The sequence below is a fragment of the Adlercreutzia sp. ZJ304 genome, assembly GCF_011039075.1.
GTDB lineage: Bacteria > Actinomycetota > Coriobacteriia > Coriobacteriales > Eggerthellaceae > Adlercreutzia_A.
The window spans coordinates 241,708-258,128 of sequence record NZ_JAAKEG010000001.1 but is presented as its reverse complement, the minus strand read 5'-3'; the positions used below and the strand labels follow the sequence as shown (position 1 = coordinate 258,128).

14 protein-coding genes are annotated in these 16,421 nt (G+C 45.3%); 1 reads left to right on the top strand and 13 read right to left on the bottom strand.

Annotation, left to right across the window (positions count from 1 at the left end; all coding sequences use genetic code 11):
* Positions 1-388 (top strand): hypothetical protein (locus G7Y46_RS01245; RefSeq protein WP_206214153.1); only part of this gene is annotated, 388 nt, incomplete at its 5' end.
* Between the two features lie 87 nt (positions 389-475).
* Here G7Y46_RS01245 and G7Y46_RS01240 read toward each other — a convergent pair.
* The 13 genes from G7Y46_RS01240 to G7Y46_RS01180 all read right to left on the bottom strand — a co-directional run bounded on the left by G7Y46_RS01240 (position 476) and on the right by G7Y46_RS01180 (position 16,396).
* Positions 476-1,102, bottom strand: a complete 627-nt coding sequence (locus G7Y46_RS01240; RefSeq protein ID WP_165251832.1) for a YfcE family phosphodiesterase — start codon at positions 1,100-1,102, stop codon at positions 476-478.
* A 22-nt stretch (positions 1,103-1,124) separates the two neighbouring features.
* Positions 1,125-2,546, bottom strand: coding sequence for a signal recognition particle protein (gene ffh, locus G7Y46_RS01235; protein ID WP_165251831.1), 1,422 nt, complete (start codon positions 2,544-2,546; stop codon positions 1,125-1,127).
* A 3-nt stretch (positions 2,547-2,549) separates the two neighbouring features.
* The gene (gene ftsY, locus G7Y46_RS01230; RefSeq protein ID WP_165251829.1) at positions 2,550-3,593 is read right to left on the bottom strand and encodes a signal recognition particle-docking protein FtsY; all 1,044 of its coding nucleotides are present in this window, start codon (positions 3,591-3,593) and stop codon (positions 2,550-2,552) included.
* A gap of 8 nt (positions 3,594-3,601) precedes the next feature.
* Positions 3,602-7,189, bottom strand: coding sequence for a chromosome segregation protein SMC (gene smc, locus G7Y46_RS01225; protein WP_241156993.1), 3,588 nt, complete (start codon positions 7,187-7,189; stop codon positions 3,602-3,604).
* Complete coding sequence (gene rnc / locus G7Y46_RS01220) at positions 7,168-8,073, bottom strand: ribonuclease III (RefSeq protein ID WP_165060490.1); 906 nt, start codon at positions 8,071-8,073, stop codon at positions 7,168-7,170. The genes smc and rnc overlap by 22 nt, the downstream gene beginning before the upstream one ends.
* A 2-nt stretch (positions 8,074-8,075) precedes the next feature.
* Positions 8,076-9,089, bottom strand: a complete 1,014-nt coding sequence (gene plsX / locus G7Y46_RS01215) for a phosphate acyltransferase PlsX (RefSeq protein ID WP_165251827.1) — start codon at positions 9,087-9,089, stop codon at positions 8,076-8,078.
* A gap of 69 nt (positions 9,090-9,158) precedes the next feature.
* Positions 9,159-9,338: a 50S ribosomal protein L32 gene (rpmF, locus tag G7Y46_RS01210; protein ID WP_165060345.1), complete on the bottom strand. Its 180-nt coding sequence runs from the start codon at positions 9,336-9,338 to the stop codon at positions 9,159-9,161.
* Between the two features lie 91 nt (positions 9,339-9,429).
* Entirely contained in the window at positions 9,430-11,445 is a 2,016-nt protein-coding gene (gene rnr / locus G7Y46_RS01205; RefSeq protein ID WP_165251825.1) for a ribonuclease R, read from the bottom strand.
* Between the two features lie 5 nt (positions 11,446-11,450).
* Positions 11,451-12,746, bottom strand: coding sequence for a S41 family peptidase (locus G7Y46_RS01200; RefSeq protein WP_241156992.1), 1,296 nt, complete (start codon positions 12,744-12,746; stop codon positions 11,451-11,453).
* A 21-nt stretch (positions 12,747-12,767) separates the two neighbouring features.
* Positions 12,768-13,682 carry a permease-like cell division protein FtsX gene (gene ftsX, locus G7Y46_RS01195; protein ID WP_165060350.1) on the bottom strand — a complete coding sequence of 305 codons (915 nt, stop codon included), beginning with the start codon at positions 13,680-13,682 and terminating at the stop codon, positions 12,768-12,770.
* Positions 13,675-14,439, bottom strand: coding sequence for a cell division ATP-binding protein FtsE (gene ftsE / locus G7Y46_RS01190; RefSeq protein WP_255463894.1), 765 nt, complete (start codon positions 14,437-14,439; stop codon positions 13,675-13,677). Before ftsE ends, ftsX begins: the two co-directional genes overlap by 8 nt.
* Before the next feature lie 149 nt (positions 14,440-14,588).
* Entirely contained in the window at positions 14,589-15,563 is a 975-nt protein-coding gene (locus G7Y46_RS01185; RefSeq protein WP_165251823.1) for a transketolase C-terminal domain-containing protein, read from the bottom strand.
* A complete protein-coding gene (locus tag G7Y46_RS01180; protein ID WP_165251851.1) occupies positions 15,560-16,396 on the bottom strand; it encodes a transketolase in 837 nt (278 codons plus the stop codon). Before G7Y46_RS01180 ends, G7Y46_RS01185 begins: the two co-directional genes overlap by 4 nt.
* Positions 16,397-16,421: the final 25 nt, after the last annotated feature.

Below are 16,421 nucleotides of genomic sequence, written 5' to 3'. Positions count from 1 at the left end.
CTGCAAAGACTATGCAAAGACAAAAGATAAGCATCTGCTCTCTTTTATGGAGTATGTCTCTACTGGTAAAATAGATAAACAAGACAAACTAGTTACATCTATTGCCAGCGTAGTAGACAAAGCCAATGAAGATAGAGGGTGGGTGAATAAGGTGTTTTCTGTAAGTACAATAGGAGAAGATTGGGAACGAGAAGTACGTATAGCCCGCAAAGCTGCTCTAAAAGAGGGAGAAGAACGAGGTCTGGAACGTGGGCGTGCAGAAGCTGAAATGCGTTATGCAGCATTAGTGGAAATACTTTTCTCCCATAACCGCGAAGATGATGTACTTAAAGCCTTTAAAGACCCAGCTTATAGAGATCAGCTTTTTACAGAGTTCAATATTTCTTAATGGTAACAGGGGACGAGAAGATACGAACAAATATCGAAGTTAAAACTTTATATAGAAAAGAAAATGCCTGTGTCAGACTGTTTGTTCTTAAGGTAGGCAGATGATATAGACACAACGCAAATGGTTATCATCTATATCTATAAGGGCAACATTATGACCGCCGCCGCGACGCGATTGCGTGGGAGAACCGGGGCATACCACCAAGGTATTGCCATCCATTTTTACTTCGGGTATATGGGTGTGTCCATACACAGCCAAATCGGGCATCTTACGAACAGCAGGCTCTACCGTAGGATATTCTCCGTGTAGCGCCGTTCGTAAATCAGACGGAATATGCATCATTGCAATGTCTAATCCGCAAAATGTAAAACTACGAAAAACTGGTACTTCCCCATCGCTACACCAAAATATTGCATAATCGTTATTTCCCAGCACAGCAATATTGCGCGCTATAGCCCCTAATTCGTCCAGCGTGCTTTGCGCCCCTATATCACCTGCGTGCAATATAAGATTACATGCACATGTATCTATAACATTTTTTGCCCGTGCATCATCTAAAACTACTGTGCCGTCTTCTTGATAGGAAACTTCATAACATTGAACTGCGCTTTCTGTAAGCTTTTCGCTGCTCCAATTGCCGTTAAATAGATCGAATACCTCTTCGGGCAACTTGCCGTGCGTATCGCTTACAATACCTATGCGCTTTTTCGCCATGAAATTCTGCTCCTACAAACTGCTATTTATCGCCCATCATATTGGATATATTTTTCAAATCGGACATACTTAGACCCTCTAGACCCGCAATTCCCATACCGCGTCGGCGTGTCTTCTTTCCCTTTTTACCTTTTTTGTTGCGCTTAGGCTGCTGGGAAAGCCCGGCCGTCATTTTCTTGACCATCTTTTTTGTTTCGTTATAGCGCTTCATCAAGTTATTTACATCAGTTACCGTAACACCCGCGCCTTTTGCTATGCGCTGTCGCCGACTAGCATTGAGCACCTCTGGTTTTACTCGCTCTTCAGCCGTCATAGAATTAATTATGACTTCCATATCGTCCAGCGCATTTTCATCAACTTGCCCAGAACCTAGCATTTTGTCGCCACCGGGAAGCGCGCTTATCAATTTGCTAACGCCTCCCATTTTGCGAATTTGCCTATTCATGGTTATAAAGTCGTTAAGAGTAAGATTTCCTCGCGCCAGTTCCTCGGCAGCCTGTGCTTCATCTTCCTCTTGTTGCACACGTACTGCGTTTTCTATAAGCGAAATCATATCGCCCATACCAAGAATACGCTTTGCCATACGATCTGGATGGAATTCTTCAAGCGAATCTGGCTTTTCGCCCGAACTGATAAACTTAATAGGCTTACCAGTTACTTCGCGTACAGAAAGTGCGCCACCGCCACGCGCGTCACCATCCATTTTTGACATTATTACGCCGTCGAAATCTATCCTGTCGGAAAACGCTTCTACAACACTAACAACATCTTGTCCGGTCATAGCATCTACAACCATTAATATCTGATCAGGCTTTGTAGCCTCTTTAATAGCCGCAGCTTCAGCCATCATTTCTTCATCAACATGCAAACGACCAGCTGTGTCTATTATCACCACATCGCGCAGATTATCTATAGCATCTTGTATGCTGTCTTGCGCAATTTTTACCGGGTCTTGTCCATCTTCGCGAAACACTCGCACACCTATTTCGCCACCGAGTGTTTGAAGCTGGTCGGCAGCAGCCGGTCTATAAACATCGCACGCAACCAAAAGAGGCGAATGACCTTCCTGCTTTAAGCGATACGCTAATTTTGATGCAGCTGTAGTTTTACCAGAGCCCTGCAATCCTACAAGCATTATTACATTCGGAATGCGCCCAGACATTACAAGTTTAGAATCGGTGCGCCCTAGAAGTTCAATAAGTTCATCTAACACAATCTTTGTCACATTTTGTGCAGGTGTAAGCGAATCAAGCACCTCACTCGTAAGACAACGCTCTTTAGTTCTAGCTACAAATGCTTTAACAACTTTGAAATTAACATCAGCTTCGAGAAGCGCCATACGTATTTCGCGCATTGCCGAGTTTATATCATCTTCAGTAAGACGCCCTTTAGAGCGTAGACCACTAAATATTCCCTGTAATCGCGAAGAAAGATTCTCAAGCATTATTTACCACTTCTCCCAGAAATGCTTTTTGCCAGCAATTTTTCCAGCATCATCCATTTCAACAAATTCAGCCCAAGTCATCTTAGGCGGTGCTGCAGCATCCTGCTCGATAAAGTCCTCAACTGTTTCCTCGTTAGTATTGTAATCGCCTATTAGCGCGGCCACATACTCGTGAGCATCAAAATCGCGCAGATCGTCTATTCCCTCGCCAACACCCATCTTGATTATAGGAAGCCCTAAATCGTGCGAAATTGAGATAGCTATGCCACCTTTTGCTGATCCGTCCATCTTTGTAACAATAAGCGCGTCTAAATCTAGCGCTCGGTCGAATTCACGTGCCTGCTGTAATCCATTTTGACCAGTTGTGGCATCAACTACCAACACTGTATACACAGCAATATTAGAACGTTTGCGCACTACATTTACAACCTTTTGAAGTTCGCGCATAAGATCTTCAGATGTATGAAGTCTGCCCGCTGTATCTATCAACACCAAATCGGCATCTATATCTTCGGCACGCTCTATAGTTTCAAAGCAAACACTTGCAGGGTCGCTTCCGCGCTCGCGTGTAACCATTTCTACACCAGCACGTTCAGCCCAAACCTGCAATTGCTCTATTGCCGCAGCGCGGAATGTGTCACCCGAACCGAGAATAACCTTTCGACCAGAATCGGTTGCAGCTTTCGCCAACTTACCCACTGTAGTCGTTTTGCCCGTGCCGTTTATCCCGACAAACAACACGACAGCAGCCGCACCGTTCAGTATATCTTCGCCACCCGGCGCAAATTCAGCTTCTATGCGGCAACCCAACATATCTAACACCGCATAGGAATCGGGCAAAGCCTTCCTAGTTGCTTGATCTCGCAAATCTTCCACTATGCCAAATGCCGCTTCAGGACCTATATCGCTAAGAATTAGTGTTTCTTCTAAATCTTCCCAAAACCCCTCATCCAATTGAGGTCCTCTATCAAGCAGAGCATTCATGCCCTCTTTGAATTTATCGCGCGATTTAGCAAGTCCGCTACTTACCTTGCTGAACATATCCATAAAATCACCTATTCTGCGTATTCAAGTGCGCGATCAAGCTTCTGGCTAATAACTTTAGTTACACCATCGGCTTGCATGGAAACGCCAAATAGCACATCAGCCATCTCCATGGTGCGTCGCTGATGAGTAATCATTATCAATTGCGTGTCATAACGCAGAGAATCTATATAGGCGGATAATCTACGTAAATTGGTATCGTCAAGCGCTGCTTCCACCTCATCCAATATATAGAATGGAGTTGAACGTGTCTTATACACCGCAAACAAGAGCGCAAGTGCTGTCAAAGACTTTTCACCACCCGACATTAGCGACATTTTTGCAATACGCTTTCCAGCAGGCTGAGCGTTAACTTCCACACCCGAGTTTTCTAAATCGTCTGGCATGTCAAGCGACAAGTGCGCGGCACCGCCGGGAAAGAGCGTAGAGAAAACCTGTTGAAAGTTTTCATCAACCTGTTTGTAAGTTCTAGCAAAATCGTCCTTCATGCGAGTATCTATTACGCGATTTATGCGTGCCAAACAGCGTCTAGCGCTATCCAGATCGTCAAGCTGTGCCGACAAATAATCAAAACGCTCTTTTAGTTCTCTATACTCGTTTGCCGCATCAGGATTTATGGTTCCTAAATTTGAAATGCGTTTAGATAGACGAATAGCTGTTTCTTCTGCACTAGGCCTGTCTTCAAGTTGTGGTCTGGAAAGTGCAATATCTACAGGCACGCCACATTCTTGTGTTATAGCCGTCACAGCTGCTTCTACTTGCATTTCTAAGCGCGCATTCTGTACGCGCGCATCATTTAATTTTTCGGTAGCCAAATCGTATGCTTTATGGGCATCTTGCGCTGCCTGCCTAGTTTCAGATATACGAGAGTGAAAACTTTTCGATTCATCCTCGGCGCGCATAGCACGTTTGCCTATTTCGTCAGCTTTAACTCGCGCAGTATAAACTAAGTTTTCAAATATACCTAGAAGCGATTCTAGGCGCTGAGCCGAAACACTCTTAGCTCGCAATACTGCAGCAGTTTCACTATCTTGTTTAGACAATTCATCCAAATCGTCAGAACGTCGGGTAGCCATACGCTCGGCATAAATAACCCGCTCTTCCACTTTTGCCAATGTTAATTTTGCTTCCGCAAGCTCAATCTCGGAATTTTTAGCTTGTTCGGCAATAGGCTCTAGCTCTGAATCAATGACAGCTTTTTGCGCCTGTACCTTATCTAAAAGTTCCTGCAAATCTTTTACGCGAGCTTCTAAACTTTCAGAATCGCTATTTTTTTTCTGCGACTCTAAAGCTGCCTGTTCACTTTTTCGCGCAAGAGTCTCTAAATCATCTTTAGCACGCTGCAATTTATTGGCAGCATCTTCAGCTCTTTTTTCATCGGACTGAACATTTCCGCGCATTAAAGCTAACTGGCGACTTACATCTAAGCTGCTTCCCTGAGCTTCAGTCAAACGCGCTTCAGCCGCTTCAGCTTGTTCACTAGCAACTCGTGTAGCATTGCGCGCAGCTTCTAACCCAGATTTCAACTCTTCTATGCGACGCACGCGCGATAAAACACCACGTCCTTCATCAACGTTACATCCAATAGTAACCTTGCCAAAAGGCCAAACCACATCACCTGAGTTTGTAGCAAAACGCAAACCTAAAGTGTCAGCCTTATGTGCAGCCAGCGCCTTTCCAAGCGTATCGCATACAACAATATCTCCCAAAGCAGCGATAACTGCTGAACGCGCACTATCTGCAAACTTCAAGTCTTCAATAAGCGCATGCCCATCTCCAACAAACTGCGAAGCAGGACAGTTGGATGCACTAAATTGGGTCGTATTGTTTCTAAGTAAGAAAGTAACTTCGCCCGCCTCGTCATCTGGAAGTGCTTGCATAGCAAAAGTTAGATCGTCAAAATTGTCTATTAAAAGCGACATTACATCTGTTGCAAGCAACATCTCGGTTAAAGCTTCCACATCAGGAGAAGCTTTAACAACGCCAGATAACGGCTCTATATTGCCGGGAAGATTTGCGATATGCTCAGCTATCCATGCACGTGCCGCACCTGCATTTTGTTCACTTGCACGCTCCATTTCTTCTAGCGCATCAACTTGCGCTGACAAAGATTGCTCGGTGCTTTTTGCGTCATCTAGCGCTTCGCGGGTAGTTTTGCGCGCCGCCACACAACTAGCTACAAGATTTGATGCCTTTTTCTCTTGCTCGGCAATTTGAGCAAGCGCCTCTCTCGTAGTTTCTAACTGTTCTTGCGCTGCATTCGCATCAGCGCGAGCCACTAAAACAGCAGCTTCGGCATCACTTAGCTGCTCTGCAAGCACCTTCTGATAAGCAACACTGTTTGCACGTGCTTCCCTAGCCTCTGATATTCTGCGGCGAAACTCCGACAACTCCGCCTGAGTTTCACGCTCGTCTTGCGCAAGCTGTTTAGAGTTCGCTTGCAACGACTGAAGTTTATCCGAAAAGCCTAAATTTAGCTCCTCAAGCGCAGCTACCTTAGCTTTAGCGCTCTTCAAATCTTCATTAGCTTGACTATATGCAGAATTAGCTTGAGATAAATCAGCTAATATCGCATTGCGGCGCTGCCTAGAGGAATCTAGCGATATTTGCAACTCAGATGTTCTCTGCTTAGCGTCTCTTCGCCTGTCTCGTATACGCATAAGCGTAGAATCTAGGTGTTCAGCTGCGCTGCGACATGCCTGATGGTTACGCGAAAGCTCGCCTGCTCCCGTAACATCTTGGCTGATTTGCTCTTGAAGTAAAGCCAATGTGTCTTCAAGCGAATCTACATCGGAGCGCTTCGCTTCCAAATTTTGATTAAGCTCAGCTAAAAGCTGCTTGTTTTCGTCCCATTTAACCTGCAATCCGCGCAAGTCATCCACAGCCAAATCTAATTTAATATCAGATAATTCTGTAGACAAATCTGCATATGTTTGCGCTTTTTTAGCCTTACGCGATAGCGGTCCAAGCTGCCGCTCAACTTCACTCACTACATCGCGCACACGCGCAACATGACCTTCCATTTTTTCCAGCTTGCGCTCGCTTTTAGCCTTGCGCTGCTTATGTTTAAGCACTCCAGCTGCTTCTTCTATTAGCGCTCGCCTATCAGCCGCATCTGATTGCAGAATAGAATCAAGTGATCCTTGGCTAATAATAGAATGCGTACCAGTACCTAAGCCCGAATCGTGCAGAATATCAAGCACATCCATACGCCTAGCAAGCGTACCGTTTATAAGGTATTCGCTTTCTCCCGAACGATACATGCGCCTAGCTATAGATACTTCGTTATAATCAACCGGCAAAGTGCCATCCGAATTATCTAACACCAGTTCAACTTCAGCTACGCCGGTAGCTTTTCGCGCAGAAGACCCAGCGAAAATTACATCTTCCATAGCTTGACCACGAAGATGACGCGCGTTGCGCTCTCCTAGCACCCAAAGCACCGCATCAGATATGTTCGACTTGCCCGATCCATTTGGTCCAACAACAGCCGTAATGCCCGGCTCTAGCGATAATACACTGCGATCGGCAAATGACTTAAACCCTTTTAGTACAAGCGATTTCAGATACATATCGCCTATTGCTCCCGACTCTTCCAAGGAACGCTGCGATTTTGTGCCTGCTCACGCTTTCTGGCAGCCTGAGCCTGTTTTTGTTCGCGTTTTTTAGCAGCCTGAGCCTGTTTTTGTTCGCGCTTTTCAGCTGCACGCGCCGCTTTAGCCCTCTTCGCTGCATCTTTCTTTGCGCGTTTTTCATCAGAAGTGAAATCGCTATCTAGTCCAAAGAATTCACTCAAGCGCGCCAAGGTAGACTTCGCCGCTTGGCTTTCTGCCTCTTTTTTGGTGCGCCCAGTACCAAGCGCAAGCGCGTGGTCGCCGGCATAAACCTGACTCACAAATGTACGATCGTGCGGCGGTCCTTGTGTTTCTACGAGCTTATATGTAGGTGTAATACCATCTTCTTGAAGTTTTTCCTGCAAAGCGCTTTTAGGATTCTCGGGCTCTTTTGCCATATCGGCACTCATACGTGGAATTAATGTGCGATTAACAAAATCCTCTGCAGCCTTAATGCCGCCATCTAAATAAAGCGCAGCCACAACTGCCTCGTACACATTTTCCAAAGCTGAATGCAGTCCACGCTTGCCCGTACCTGTTTCGGAAGAACCAAATACAATAATGTCTGCAAATCCTAAGCCCTCAGCCACATCGGCTAAACTAGCGCCCGACACAAGCGCCACCTTAATGCGCGTAAGACCACCCTCGTCTAAATCGGGGTAGCGGCTAAACGCCGTAGATACAACTATGGCTCCAAGGATTGCATCGCCTAAAAACTCAAGTCTCTCGTATGAAAAACGAACTGATTTCCCCTCAGCTGCCGAAGGATGCGTAATAGCAGAGAGAATATACCTCTCATTCTTAAATTTATAACCAATAGTCTCTTCGGCTAACTGGAGTTTTTGCATCTGCTCTTCAACAAGCATTATCCTTAAACACCTTCTGCCATATCTTCAGTTGAATCAACTGTTTTCTCTATTATCGAAGCAGCATTCCCTCGCACAGAGCGAGCACAAACCAAAATTCCATTCTTTACAGCCACAGCGCTAGAAGCACCATGCCCAATAACACATGCCCCTTTGACACCTAGAAGCGGACTACCGCCATAAGTTTCCGGACTTAAATTCTGCTTTAACTGTCTTAGACTATCGCGTATTAAAATTGCACCTATTTTTTCCTTAGTACCAGAGTTTATCGCATCTTTTATATATCCAAATAGAAGTTTTGATGTTGCTTCTATGGTTTTCAATGCAATATTGCCGGTAAAACCATCAGTTACTACAACATCAAATTTACCAGCAAGCATATCTCCGGGCTCACAATTTCCCTTAAAGCCCTCTACTCTGCCCAACATCAATTTGTGTGCTTTCTGAGCCAAAGCGTCACCCTTAGAGTCTTCCTCACCAATATTCAGAAGACCAACCACAGGGTTAGCAACTCCGTAAACATCTTTCGCATAAACAGATGCCATCTGAGCAAATTGCACTAAATATTCAGGCTTACAATCAGAATTAGCGCCAACATCTACCAAAAGACAAGGCTTCTCAGCTGCGGGAAGAACTTGCACTAACGCCGGGCGTTTTATACCGCGAATCCGTCCAATAATTAATGTGGCAGCTGCCAAACATGCACCGGTAGACCCAGCCGAAAAGAAGCCCTGCGCCTTGCCGTCTCGCACAAGATTGCATCCCACAACTATGGAAGAATTCTTCTTCTTGCGTACCGCATTTGCCGGATGCTCACCCATACTTATCGTCTCTTCGGCACCACACCAATCGCAGCGAGAATTAGCATCAGAATATGACTCAACAATACCTGCCGGTCCACACATAATTACATTAAGAGACGAATCTTCCGCAAGTGCTAAAGCTGTACCTTCCAGCACAGTCTCAGGGGCATAATCTCCCCCCATAGCGTCTATAGCGATAGTAACCTTATCGGACATGGCTATAAATTAACGAGCGTGCAACCCTGCGCGTGGCTAGGGCTGTACGCTCGTAATAGCTGTTGTAATTTACTCGGTTACTATTACTTCGCGATTCTTATAAAAGCCGCAATTAGGGCAAACACGATGCGGCAGCTTCACTTCACCACATTGTGGGCAAGTAGACTTAGATGGAGCATCTACCTTGTCGTGCTGGCTGCGGCGACGATGCGTGCGAATACGTCCCATTCGTTGCTTAGGTACTGCCATTTTGTAACATTCCTCCTATTTTGTGGGCGCAAAACACCCTAACCTATTCATTACACAGGAAACTAGATGATAACATTGCAGTTTGATAGCTTCAAGACGATTTCGTTGTAAATGGACGCTTTTCTTTGCGTTTCTTCGATGCTGGTCTAAACGTAAGCGCTGGTGCCTGCACATCTGCTTGCACAAGAACAACATCTAAAGCCTGCCCTAAACGAAATATACGCCCAGTATCCGACCCGCGCAACATATAAGATGCTGCTTCAAATACAAAATATTCGCTACCTAATTCGCGTATAGGAATTAGACCCTCAGCTGTGCAATCTAGGCGAACATACACCCCATATGTAGCAACACCAGATATAACAGCACTGAAGCGCCTGCCAATAAAATCTTGCAAATATTCTGCAATTTTTATTTCACGAGACTGTCGTTCGGCATTTTCCGCAACACGTTCTGCACCAGAACAATGTTCGCAAAGCTGCGGAAGCTTATCTATCATTTTGCGAACAGGGCGGCTATCGCGCGCAAGCATAGCTTTTAATAGCCTATGCACCATTAAATCGGGGTAGCGCCTTATAGGACTTGTAAAATGACAATAGGTTTTAAGCCCAAGCCCGTAATGTCCAACATTGTCAGTAGAATAAACTGCGCGCGTCATAGCGCGAAGCAAAAGCGAAGTGACCAATTCTGCCTCTGGTCTTCCCTTGGCTTTTTCTAATACTTGCTGTATAGCAAAAGGCTCTCCACAAACAAGTCTCTCAGCACAGTTTTTATCAAACCACTTAAATTCTCGAAGAACCTTAACAACTCCTTCAAGCGCATCAACGTGCGGTGGCTCGTGTATACGATAAGCACATGCTAGGTTGCTATTTTGCAGCGCCATAGCAACTACTTCATTTGCGAAAATCATCGCCTCTTCAATAAGCGTTGTTGAGTCGTCTTTCTGGCGAATATCTATTCCAATAGCATGCCCATCATCATCCAGTATAATTTTTGCTTCCTTGGTGGCAAACTCAATTCCACCACTAGCATATCTTGCACGCTCTCTAGTCTTTGCAATTAAGCTAGCTTCGCGAAGACGCCACTCTAAATCTTTATTTGAACTTGTATTTCCTTGAAGCATATCAAGAGCTTGCGCATAAGTTAGCCTAGCATTTGATTTCATTACCGCAGAATATATGTCATAACCAACCATAGTGGCATTTTCATCAATATAAATGTCTACGCTCATGCAGCGTCTATCTTCGTCTGGTCGTAGTGAACATATATCGTTAGACAAAGCCTCAGGCAACATTGGCACAACTCTGTCGGCAAGATAAACACTCACAGCGCGCTTTTGCGCCTCTTCATCTATAGAAGAGGCATAGTCCACATAATATGCCACATCGGCTATATGAACTCCCAGTCGCCATTTGCAAGGTCTACCTTCATATGAATCTATCTTTTCAATAGATATCGCATCGTCAAAATCTTTCGCATCTGCAGGGTCTATAGTGAACACAAACCTATTACGTATATCTCTATAGCCCTCACGAAATGCGAGTTCAGCGTCTACCTTGCATGATTCAGCCTGGTCAATAGCCTTCTTTGAGAAAACGGTACGTATATCGTTGCGCGCTATAATCCTTGTAGAAGATAGCAACGCATCATCTGCGCAACCCAAAACTTCTATAACGTGACCCATGGCCGCACTACGCTTTGAAGGATATATATCAATAGCCACACGAACTAAAGACCCATCCGGAATACCCGGCATATCTTCTAATCTAGTAAATATATCGTGCTGGATACGTTTATCGTCTGGAATAACTATGCCGAACGGCTCGGCAATCTCATATATGCCGATAAGCGTTGTATGAGCGCGTTCTAAAGCTCTAACCACTCGCGCTTCTGGACGCTGTCGCGAATTATAAGATGCTGCGCGCTTGCTTGTTTTGCGCGCCACCTCTACCAAGTCACCATCGAATGCATCGCCTACACACGATCTGGGAATGAAAAAGTCGCCTTCTGCGGTGCGAACAAAACCATAGCCTGCGCGATTGATTTCAATAATACCGCGTGGATTAGCTTTTGGCTTCCTGCGTGGCGAACGCTTCTTTCGACCCATAGCGCCTATGCGCCTTCAATCATAGAATGCGCTGCATCAAGGGCTACATTTAATTGGGTGTCGCCGTCTTCTCCATCTTGGTTAGCTACAACTATATCTGGTGTAACGCCAGTCCCGTCTATGCTGTGACCTTGAGGCGTAAGATAATATGCAGCTGTATAACGCACCGCTCCACCAAAAGTAAGTTCGCGAACTACCTGTACAGAGCCTTTGCCCATTGTGGTTTGCCCAACCATAGTAGCGCGTTGATTATCTTCTAGCGCAGCAGCAAAAACCTCAGCAGATGCCGCAGTATATTGGTTCATAAGAACAACTATAGGAGCAGTTGTTATTGTTTCTCCCGAAGCGTTACGAGGGCTTTCATTGTCGTTCGTTTGAATACTAACCAGCACACCACCCGACACAAAAAGGCTTGCCATATCAAGCGCCTGCGTTAAATATCCACCCGGATTATCTCGCACATCTATTACAAACGCTTTCGCTTGTTGATTAGATAAATCATTCACAGCATTTTTAACTAGCGCAGCAGCATCAGAAGTCATCTGACGAACTTTGACATATCCAACATCGCCGTCAATCGAGTAGCTTATATTCTCTTCCTCGTACACTCTGCATTCCAAAGTAGTTGTAAATTGCTCGCCATTAGTGGCATCTAAACTGGCTGGACGCATCCAAGTTATAACAACGTTAGAACCTTCACCGCGCTTTAAGGAGCCAATTACTTCCGTCATAGACCATTTATGACTAGAATCGCCATCTATAGCAACTACAAAATCGCCTTGTTCAACGCCTCGCGCATTAGCCTCAGACCCAGTGAAAACATCTGTTACGTAAGCGCGCCCATCATATTCACCAAAAAGAACACCTATGCCTGAATAACTCTTTTCAGCTGACTCTTTAACAAAGTTTTCATATCTACTGGGATCGTAATACTGAGCATAAGGATCGTTAGTGGAACGCATCATGTCTTCCAACATGCTTGAAGTAGCTTTCGAAAGATCCAGTTCGTCCATACTGTATAACTTCAAAATATCTTCTACTTCGCCCACACGCGCCGATATAGCCTCATATGTAGTTTTTTCGCTGGCGGGTGTGCCGGGCTGACTAGTGCCCCATTCCGTAGGAAACCCCAAAGATTGTACAAAAGCGGTGTTAGACCTTACAACAAATCCAAGTACAAAAGCTATAACAATAGCCAAAAAACAGCAGAACGCACTTACAACCTTACGGTTGCGCATGCGTTCTCGCATATTGGCATTCTTGCGTTTCCTTTTATTGGCGCTAAGGCGTTCCGTAGACAAAGCTATCCTCCAAAGAGCTTGCTATACCTTTAGGTAGCGCCGCATAGCAAACATAGAACCAACAAGTCCAATTAGCAGACCAAAAATAACAAGCATGGCATATATGAACAAATAGGTGCTATCGCTAATCGAAAAATCGAGGAAGCGTATCGCATTTTGCAAAGCAGGAATAGCAAACATACGTAAAAGCTGAATAACCAATATAGCTAAAAGTGAACCTATTAGCGCATGCAGCGCACCTTCCATAAGGAATGGTCCGCGGATAAAACCGTTCGACGCGCCCACAAGACGCATGATGGCAATTTCTTTACGGCGTGCCAAAATAGCCAAACGGATGGTGTTGTTAATAAACACAAGCGCTATAAAGATTAGTATAGCTATAAGCGCTATTCCAATATAGCGTACATAGTTTGTTATCTGGAACAGGCGCTCTACGGTGCCTTGACCATATTTAATAGAGTCGCCCACATCGTTAGGGTCTTCACAGATTTGCCCGTATATTGGATCGGCCTGAATAGCGGCTGCAACGCTACTAACAGATTGAGGATTTGTTAGTTCAACATCTATAGAGGCTGGTAGCGGATTATTGCCATCTAATTGATCGAGAATCTCTGGGTTAGCAGTCATAGAATTGCGGAAATTCTCTAGCGCCTGATCTTTTGATGTAAACCCTACGCTTTGCACGTCAGACATGCCATTAATCGTGCCCATGACTTGCTGAATTTTTGCATCAGGTGCATCATCTGCCACATAGCAAGTTATAGATACTTCGCTTTCAACAGATGACATAAGGCGCTCAATCATAGAGCCGCCAACTAGAAAAATACCAATTATAAGCAGCGATAAAAATATTGTGACAATAGAACCAAGAGCGGTGGACAGGTTGCGAACAAAGCCCTGTAACGATTCTTTAAAAAAGTAACCAATACTAGACATCGAAACCGTACACCCCCCTATCTTGGTCGCGAGTTAGATGACCTCGATCAAGCGCTATAACACGCCTACGCATATTATCAACCATTTCGCGATCGTGGGTAGCCACAAGCACTGTAGTGCCTGTGCGGTTAATCCGCTCAAGCAAATCCATAATGCCACGCGACGTTTGCGGGTCAAGATTTCCTGTAGGCTCGTCACAAATTAGCAGAGGCGGTCTGTTTACTATTGCGCGCGCAATAGAAACGCGCTGCTGTTCACCACCGGATAGTTGATCGGGTTTTTTGTTTAGCTTTTCTTGAAGACCCACAAGACGCAGCACTTCTGGAACTTGCGTCTTTACAACATGTTTACTTTTACCAATAACCTCTAAAGCAAAAGCAACATTTTCGAAAACTGTCTTGTTGGGCAGCAGCTTAAAGTCTTGAAAAACACAACCTATATTGCGCCTTAGATAAGGCACACGCCAATTGCGCATAGAAGACAAATCTTCATCGGCAACATAAATATGACCCTGTGTGGGCTTTAGTTCGCGCGTTAAAAGTTTGATAAATGTAGATTTGCCGGACCCTGAATGCCCTACCAAAAAAAGAAATTCGCCGGCATATATCTGAAGCGAAACATCCGATAATGCTGGTCTATTAGGTTGTGCTGGATAAACTTTAGTGACATGCTCTAAGGTAATAACAGGTGTTCCCATTTTTGCCGGAACATCATCTATTCCAAGTACAGGAAGCGCCTGAGATAACTGAGATGTCAGCTGCGCTTTTGATTTAGGCTGCGATGCGTGTGCCGCAGAAGTGCGTCTTGCACTTGAGCGTGCAGCCCTAGCACGACTTGCATCTTGTGCCACAGTGTTTGCTCCGTTCAATAGTTTTCATTTACTGAGACTGTTTAATTCTAGCAGACTTAGTCATTCTCACATAACTGACACGCAGCTTTAACAATAGCTTCAGCGTCTAAGCCAAAATAATGCATCAATTCATCAAATTCGCCAGATTTGCCAAAAATGTCGCGCATACCCACAAACGCACACGGTACAGGATGGCGGCGACATATCGCATTTGCCACAGCATCGCCCAAGCCGCCCATAACAGAGTGCTCTTCTGCAACAAGTGCGCACCCGGTCTTTTGCACAGAACGTATAATCGTATCTTCATCTAGAGGTTTGACACAGAACGCGTCGATAATTTCAGCATCAATGCCGCGCTGTGCCAAAATATCAGCCGCTTCAAGAGCCTCTTTTATTTCAACCCCGTTAGCAATAATTGTTACATCTTGACCTTCGCGTAGAACGCAAGATGCGCCCATATTTAGTTGTACATCTTTTCCGTATATTTGACCTACAGCGGCGCGTCCCATCCTTATATATACAGGACCGCTTGTATCGGCAGCCAACTTGATAGCTGCACATGCAGAATTGTAGTCAGCAGGAACTAGCACTCGCATATTCGGAATAGCACGCATCAGTGCAACATCTTCAAGCATTTGATGAGATCCGCCATCGGGACCAACTGAAATGCCCGCATGCGTAGGGGCGATCTTCACATTTAGTTTGGAATAGCAAGCCGTATTGCGAATCTGATCATACGCTCTACCGGTGCCGAAAACTGCAAATGACCCGGTAAACGCAATATGACCCGTTAAGGCAAGCCCGGCAGCAACATCTATCATGTTCTGTTCGGCAATACCGCAATTGAACAAACGCGCAGAATACTCCGGTTTAGCAGAGGCGAATTTTGCAGTAGTGGTGGAACCGGTTAGATCGGCATCTACAGCTACAACAGGCATGCCGGAATCGGCTAGGTTTGCAAGTGTTGGACCATATGCAGCACGCGTTGCTAATTTAATAGATGGGTCTATATCAAGGCACAATGCGCTCATGCTGTCACCTCATTTTCTGTGTGCAATTCATCCAATGCAGCCTTAAGTTGTTCAGCATTAGGCGCTTTCCCATGCCATCCAGCCTCGTCCTCCATAAAAGAAACGCCTTTACCTTTCACGGTGTGAGCCATAACTAAATGTGGTGAATTTGTATCAGCAGCTTTAATCTTGCTAAGCGTATCTATTAAAGCGCCTATATCATGACCATCAACTTCACAAGTTTCCCAACCGAAAGCAGCAAATTTATTGCATATATTCTCTGGGTTGCACACATCCTGCACGCGCCCATCTATCTGAAGTCCATTGCCATCTACTATAGCTACTAAATTACCCAGTTTCCGGTGCGCCGCAAACATAGCAGCTTCCCACACCTGACCCTCTTCGCATTCACCATCGCCCATTAAGGTAAACACATACCCCGGCTGATTTTGTAGCTGTAAACCACACGCAATACCGCAACTTATAGAAAGACCTTGCCCTAAAGAGCCGGTAGATACCTCAACTCCGGGTACAAGAGAAGAATCGGGGTGACCCTGCAGGCGCGACCCTAATTTTCTGAGAGTTTTAAGTTCTTCTTCAGGGAAATACCCCGCCTTAGAAAGAGTTGCATAAAGCGCAGGAGCAGCGTGACCTTTTGCGAGGATGAATCTATCGCGTTCAGCCATATCTGGGTCGGTAGGGTTATGTTTTAGAACTCCCCCAAAATAAAGTGCGGTAAGAATGTCTATACAAGAAAGCGACCCACCCGGATGCCCGCTTCCCGCCTCACCTATCATCGAAAGTACATTACAGCGCATCTCGCGCGCTATCCGCTCAAGCGAATCTGTATGCACAGAGAACACACCCTTTCCTAGATAT

Excerpts from the sequence above, each read along its gene's own strand:
- G7Y46_RS01240 (WP_165251832.1), bottom strand. The coding sequence starts at position 1,102 with ATGGCGAAAAAGCGCATAGGTATTGTAAGCGATACGCACGGCAAGTTG.
- ffh (WP_165251831.1), bottom strand. The coding sequence starts at position 2,546 with ATGCTTGAGAATCTTTCTTCGCGATTACAGGGAATATTTAGTGGTCTA.
- ftsY (WP_165251829.1), bottom strand. The coding sequence starts at position 3,593 with ATGGATATGTTCAGCAAGGTAAGTAGCGGACTTGCTAAATCGCGCGAT.
- plsX (WP_165251827.1), bottom strand. The coding sequence starts at position 9,089 with ATGTCCGATAAGGTTACTATCGCTATAGACGCTATGGGGGGAGATTAT.
- rpmF (WP_165060345.1), bottom strand. The coding sequence starts at position 9,338 with ATGGCAGTACCTAAGCAACGAATGGGACGTATTCGCACGCATCGTCGC.
- rnr (WP_165251825.1), bottom strand. The coding sequence starts at position 11,445 with ATGGGTCGAAAGAAGCGTTCGCCACGCAGGAAGCCAAAAGCTAATCCA.
- ftsX (WP_165060350.1), bottom strand. The coding sequence starts at position 13,682 with ATGTCTAGTATTGGTTACTTTTTTAAAGAATCGTTACAGGGCTTTGTT.
- G7Y46_RS01185 (WP_165251823.1), bottom strand. The coding sequence starts at position 15,563 with ATGAGCGCATTGTGCCTTGATATAGACCCATCTATTAAATTAGCAACG.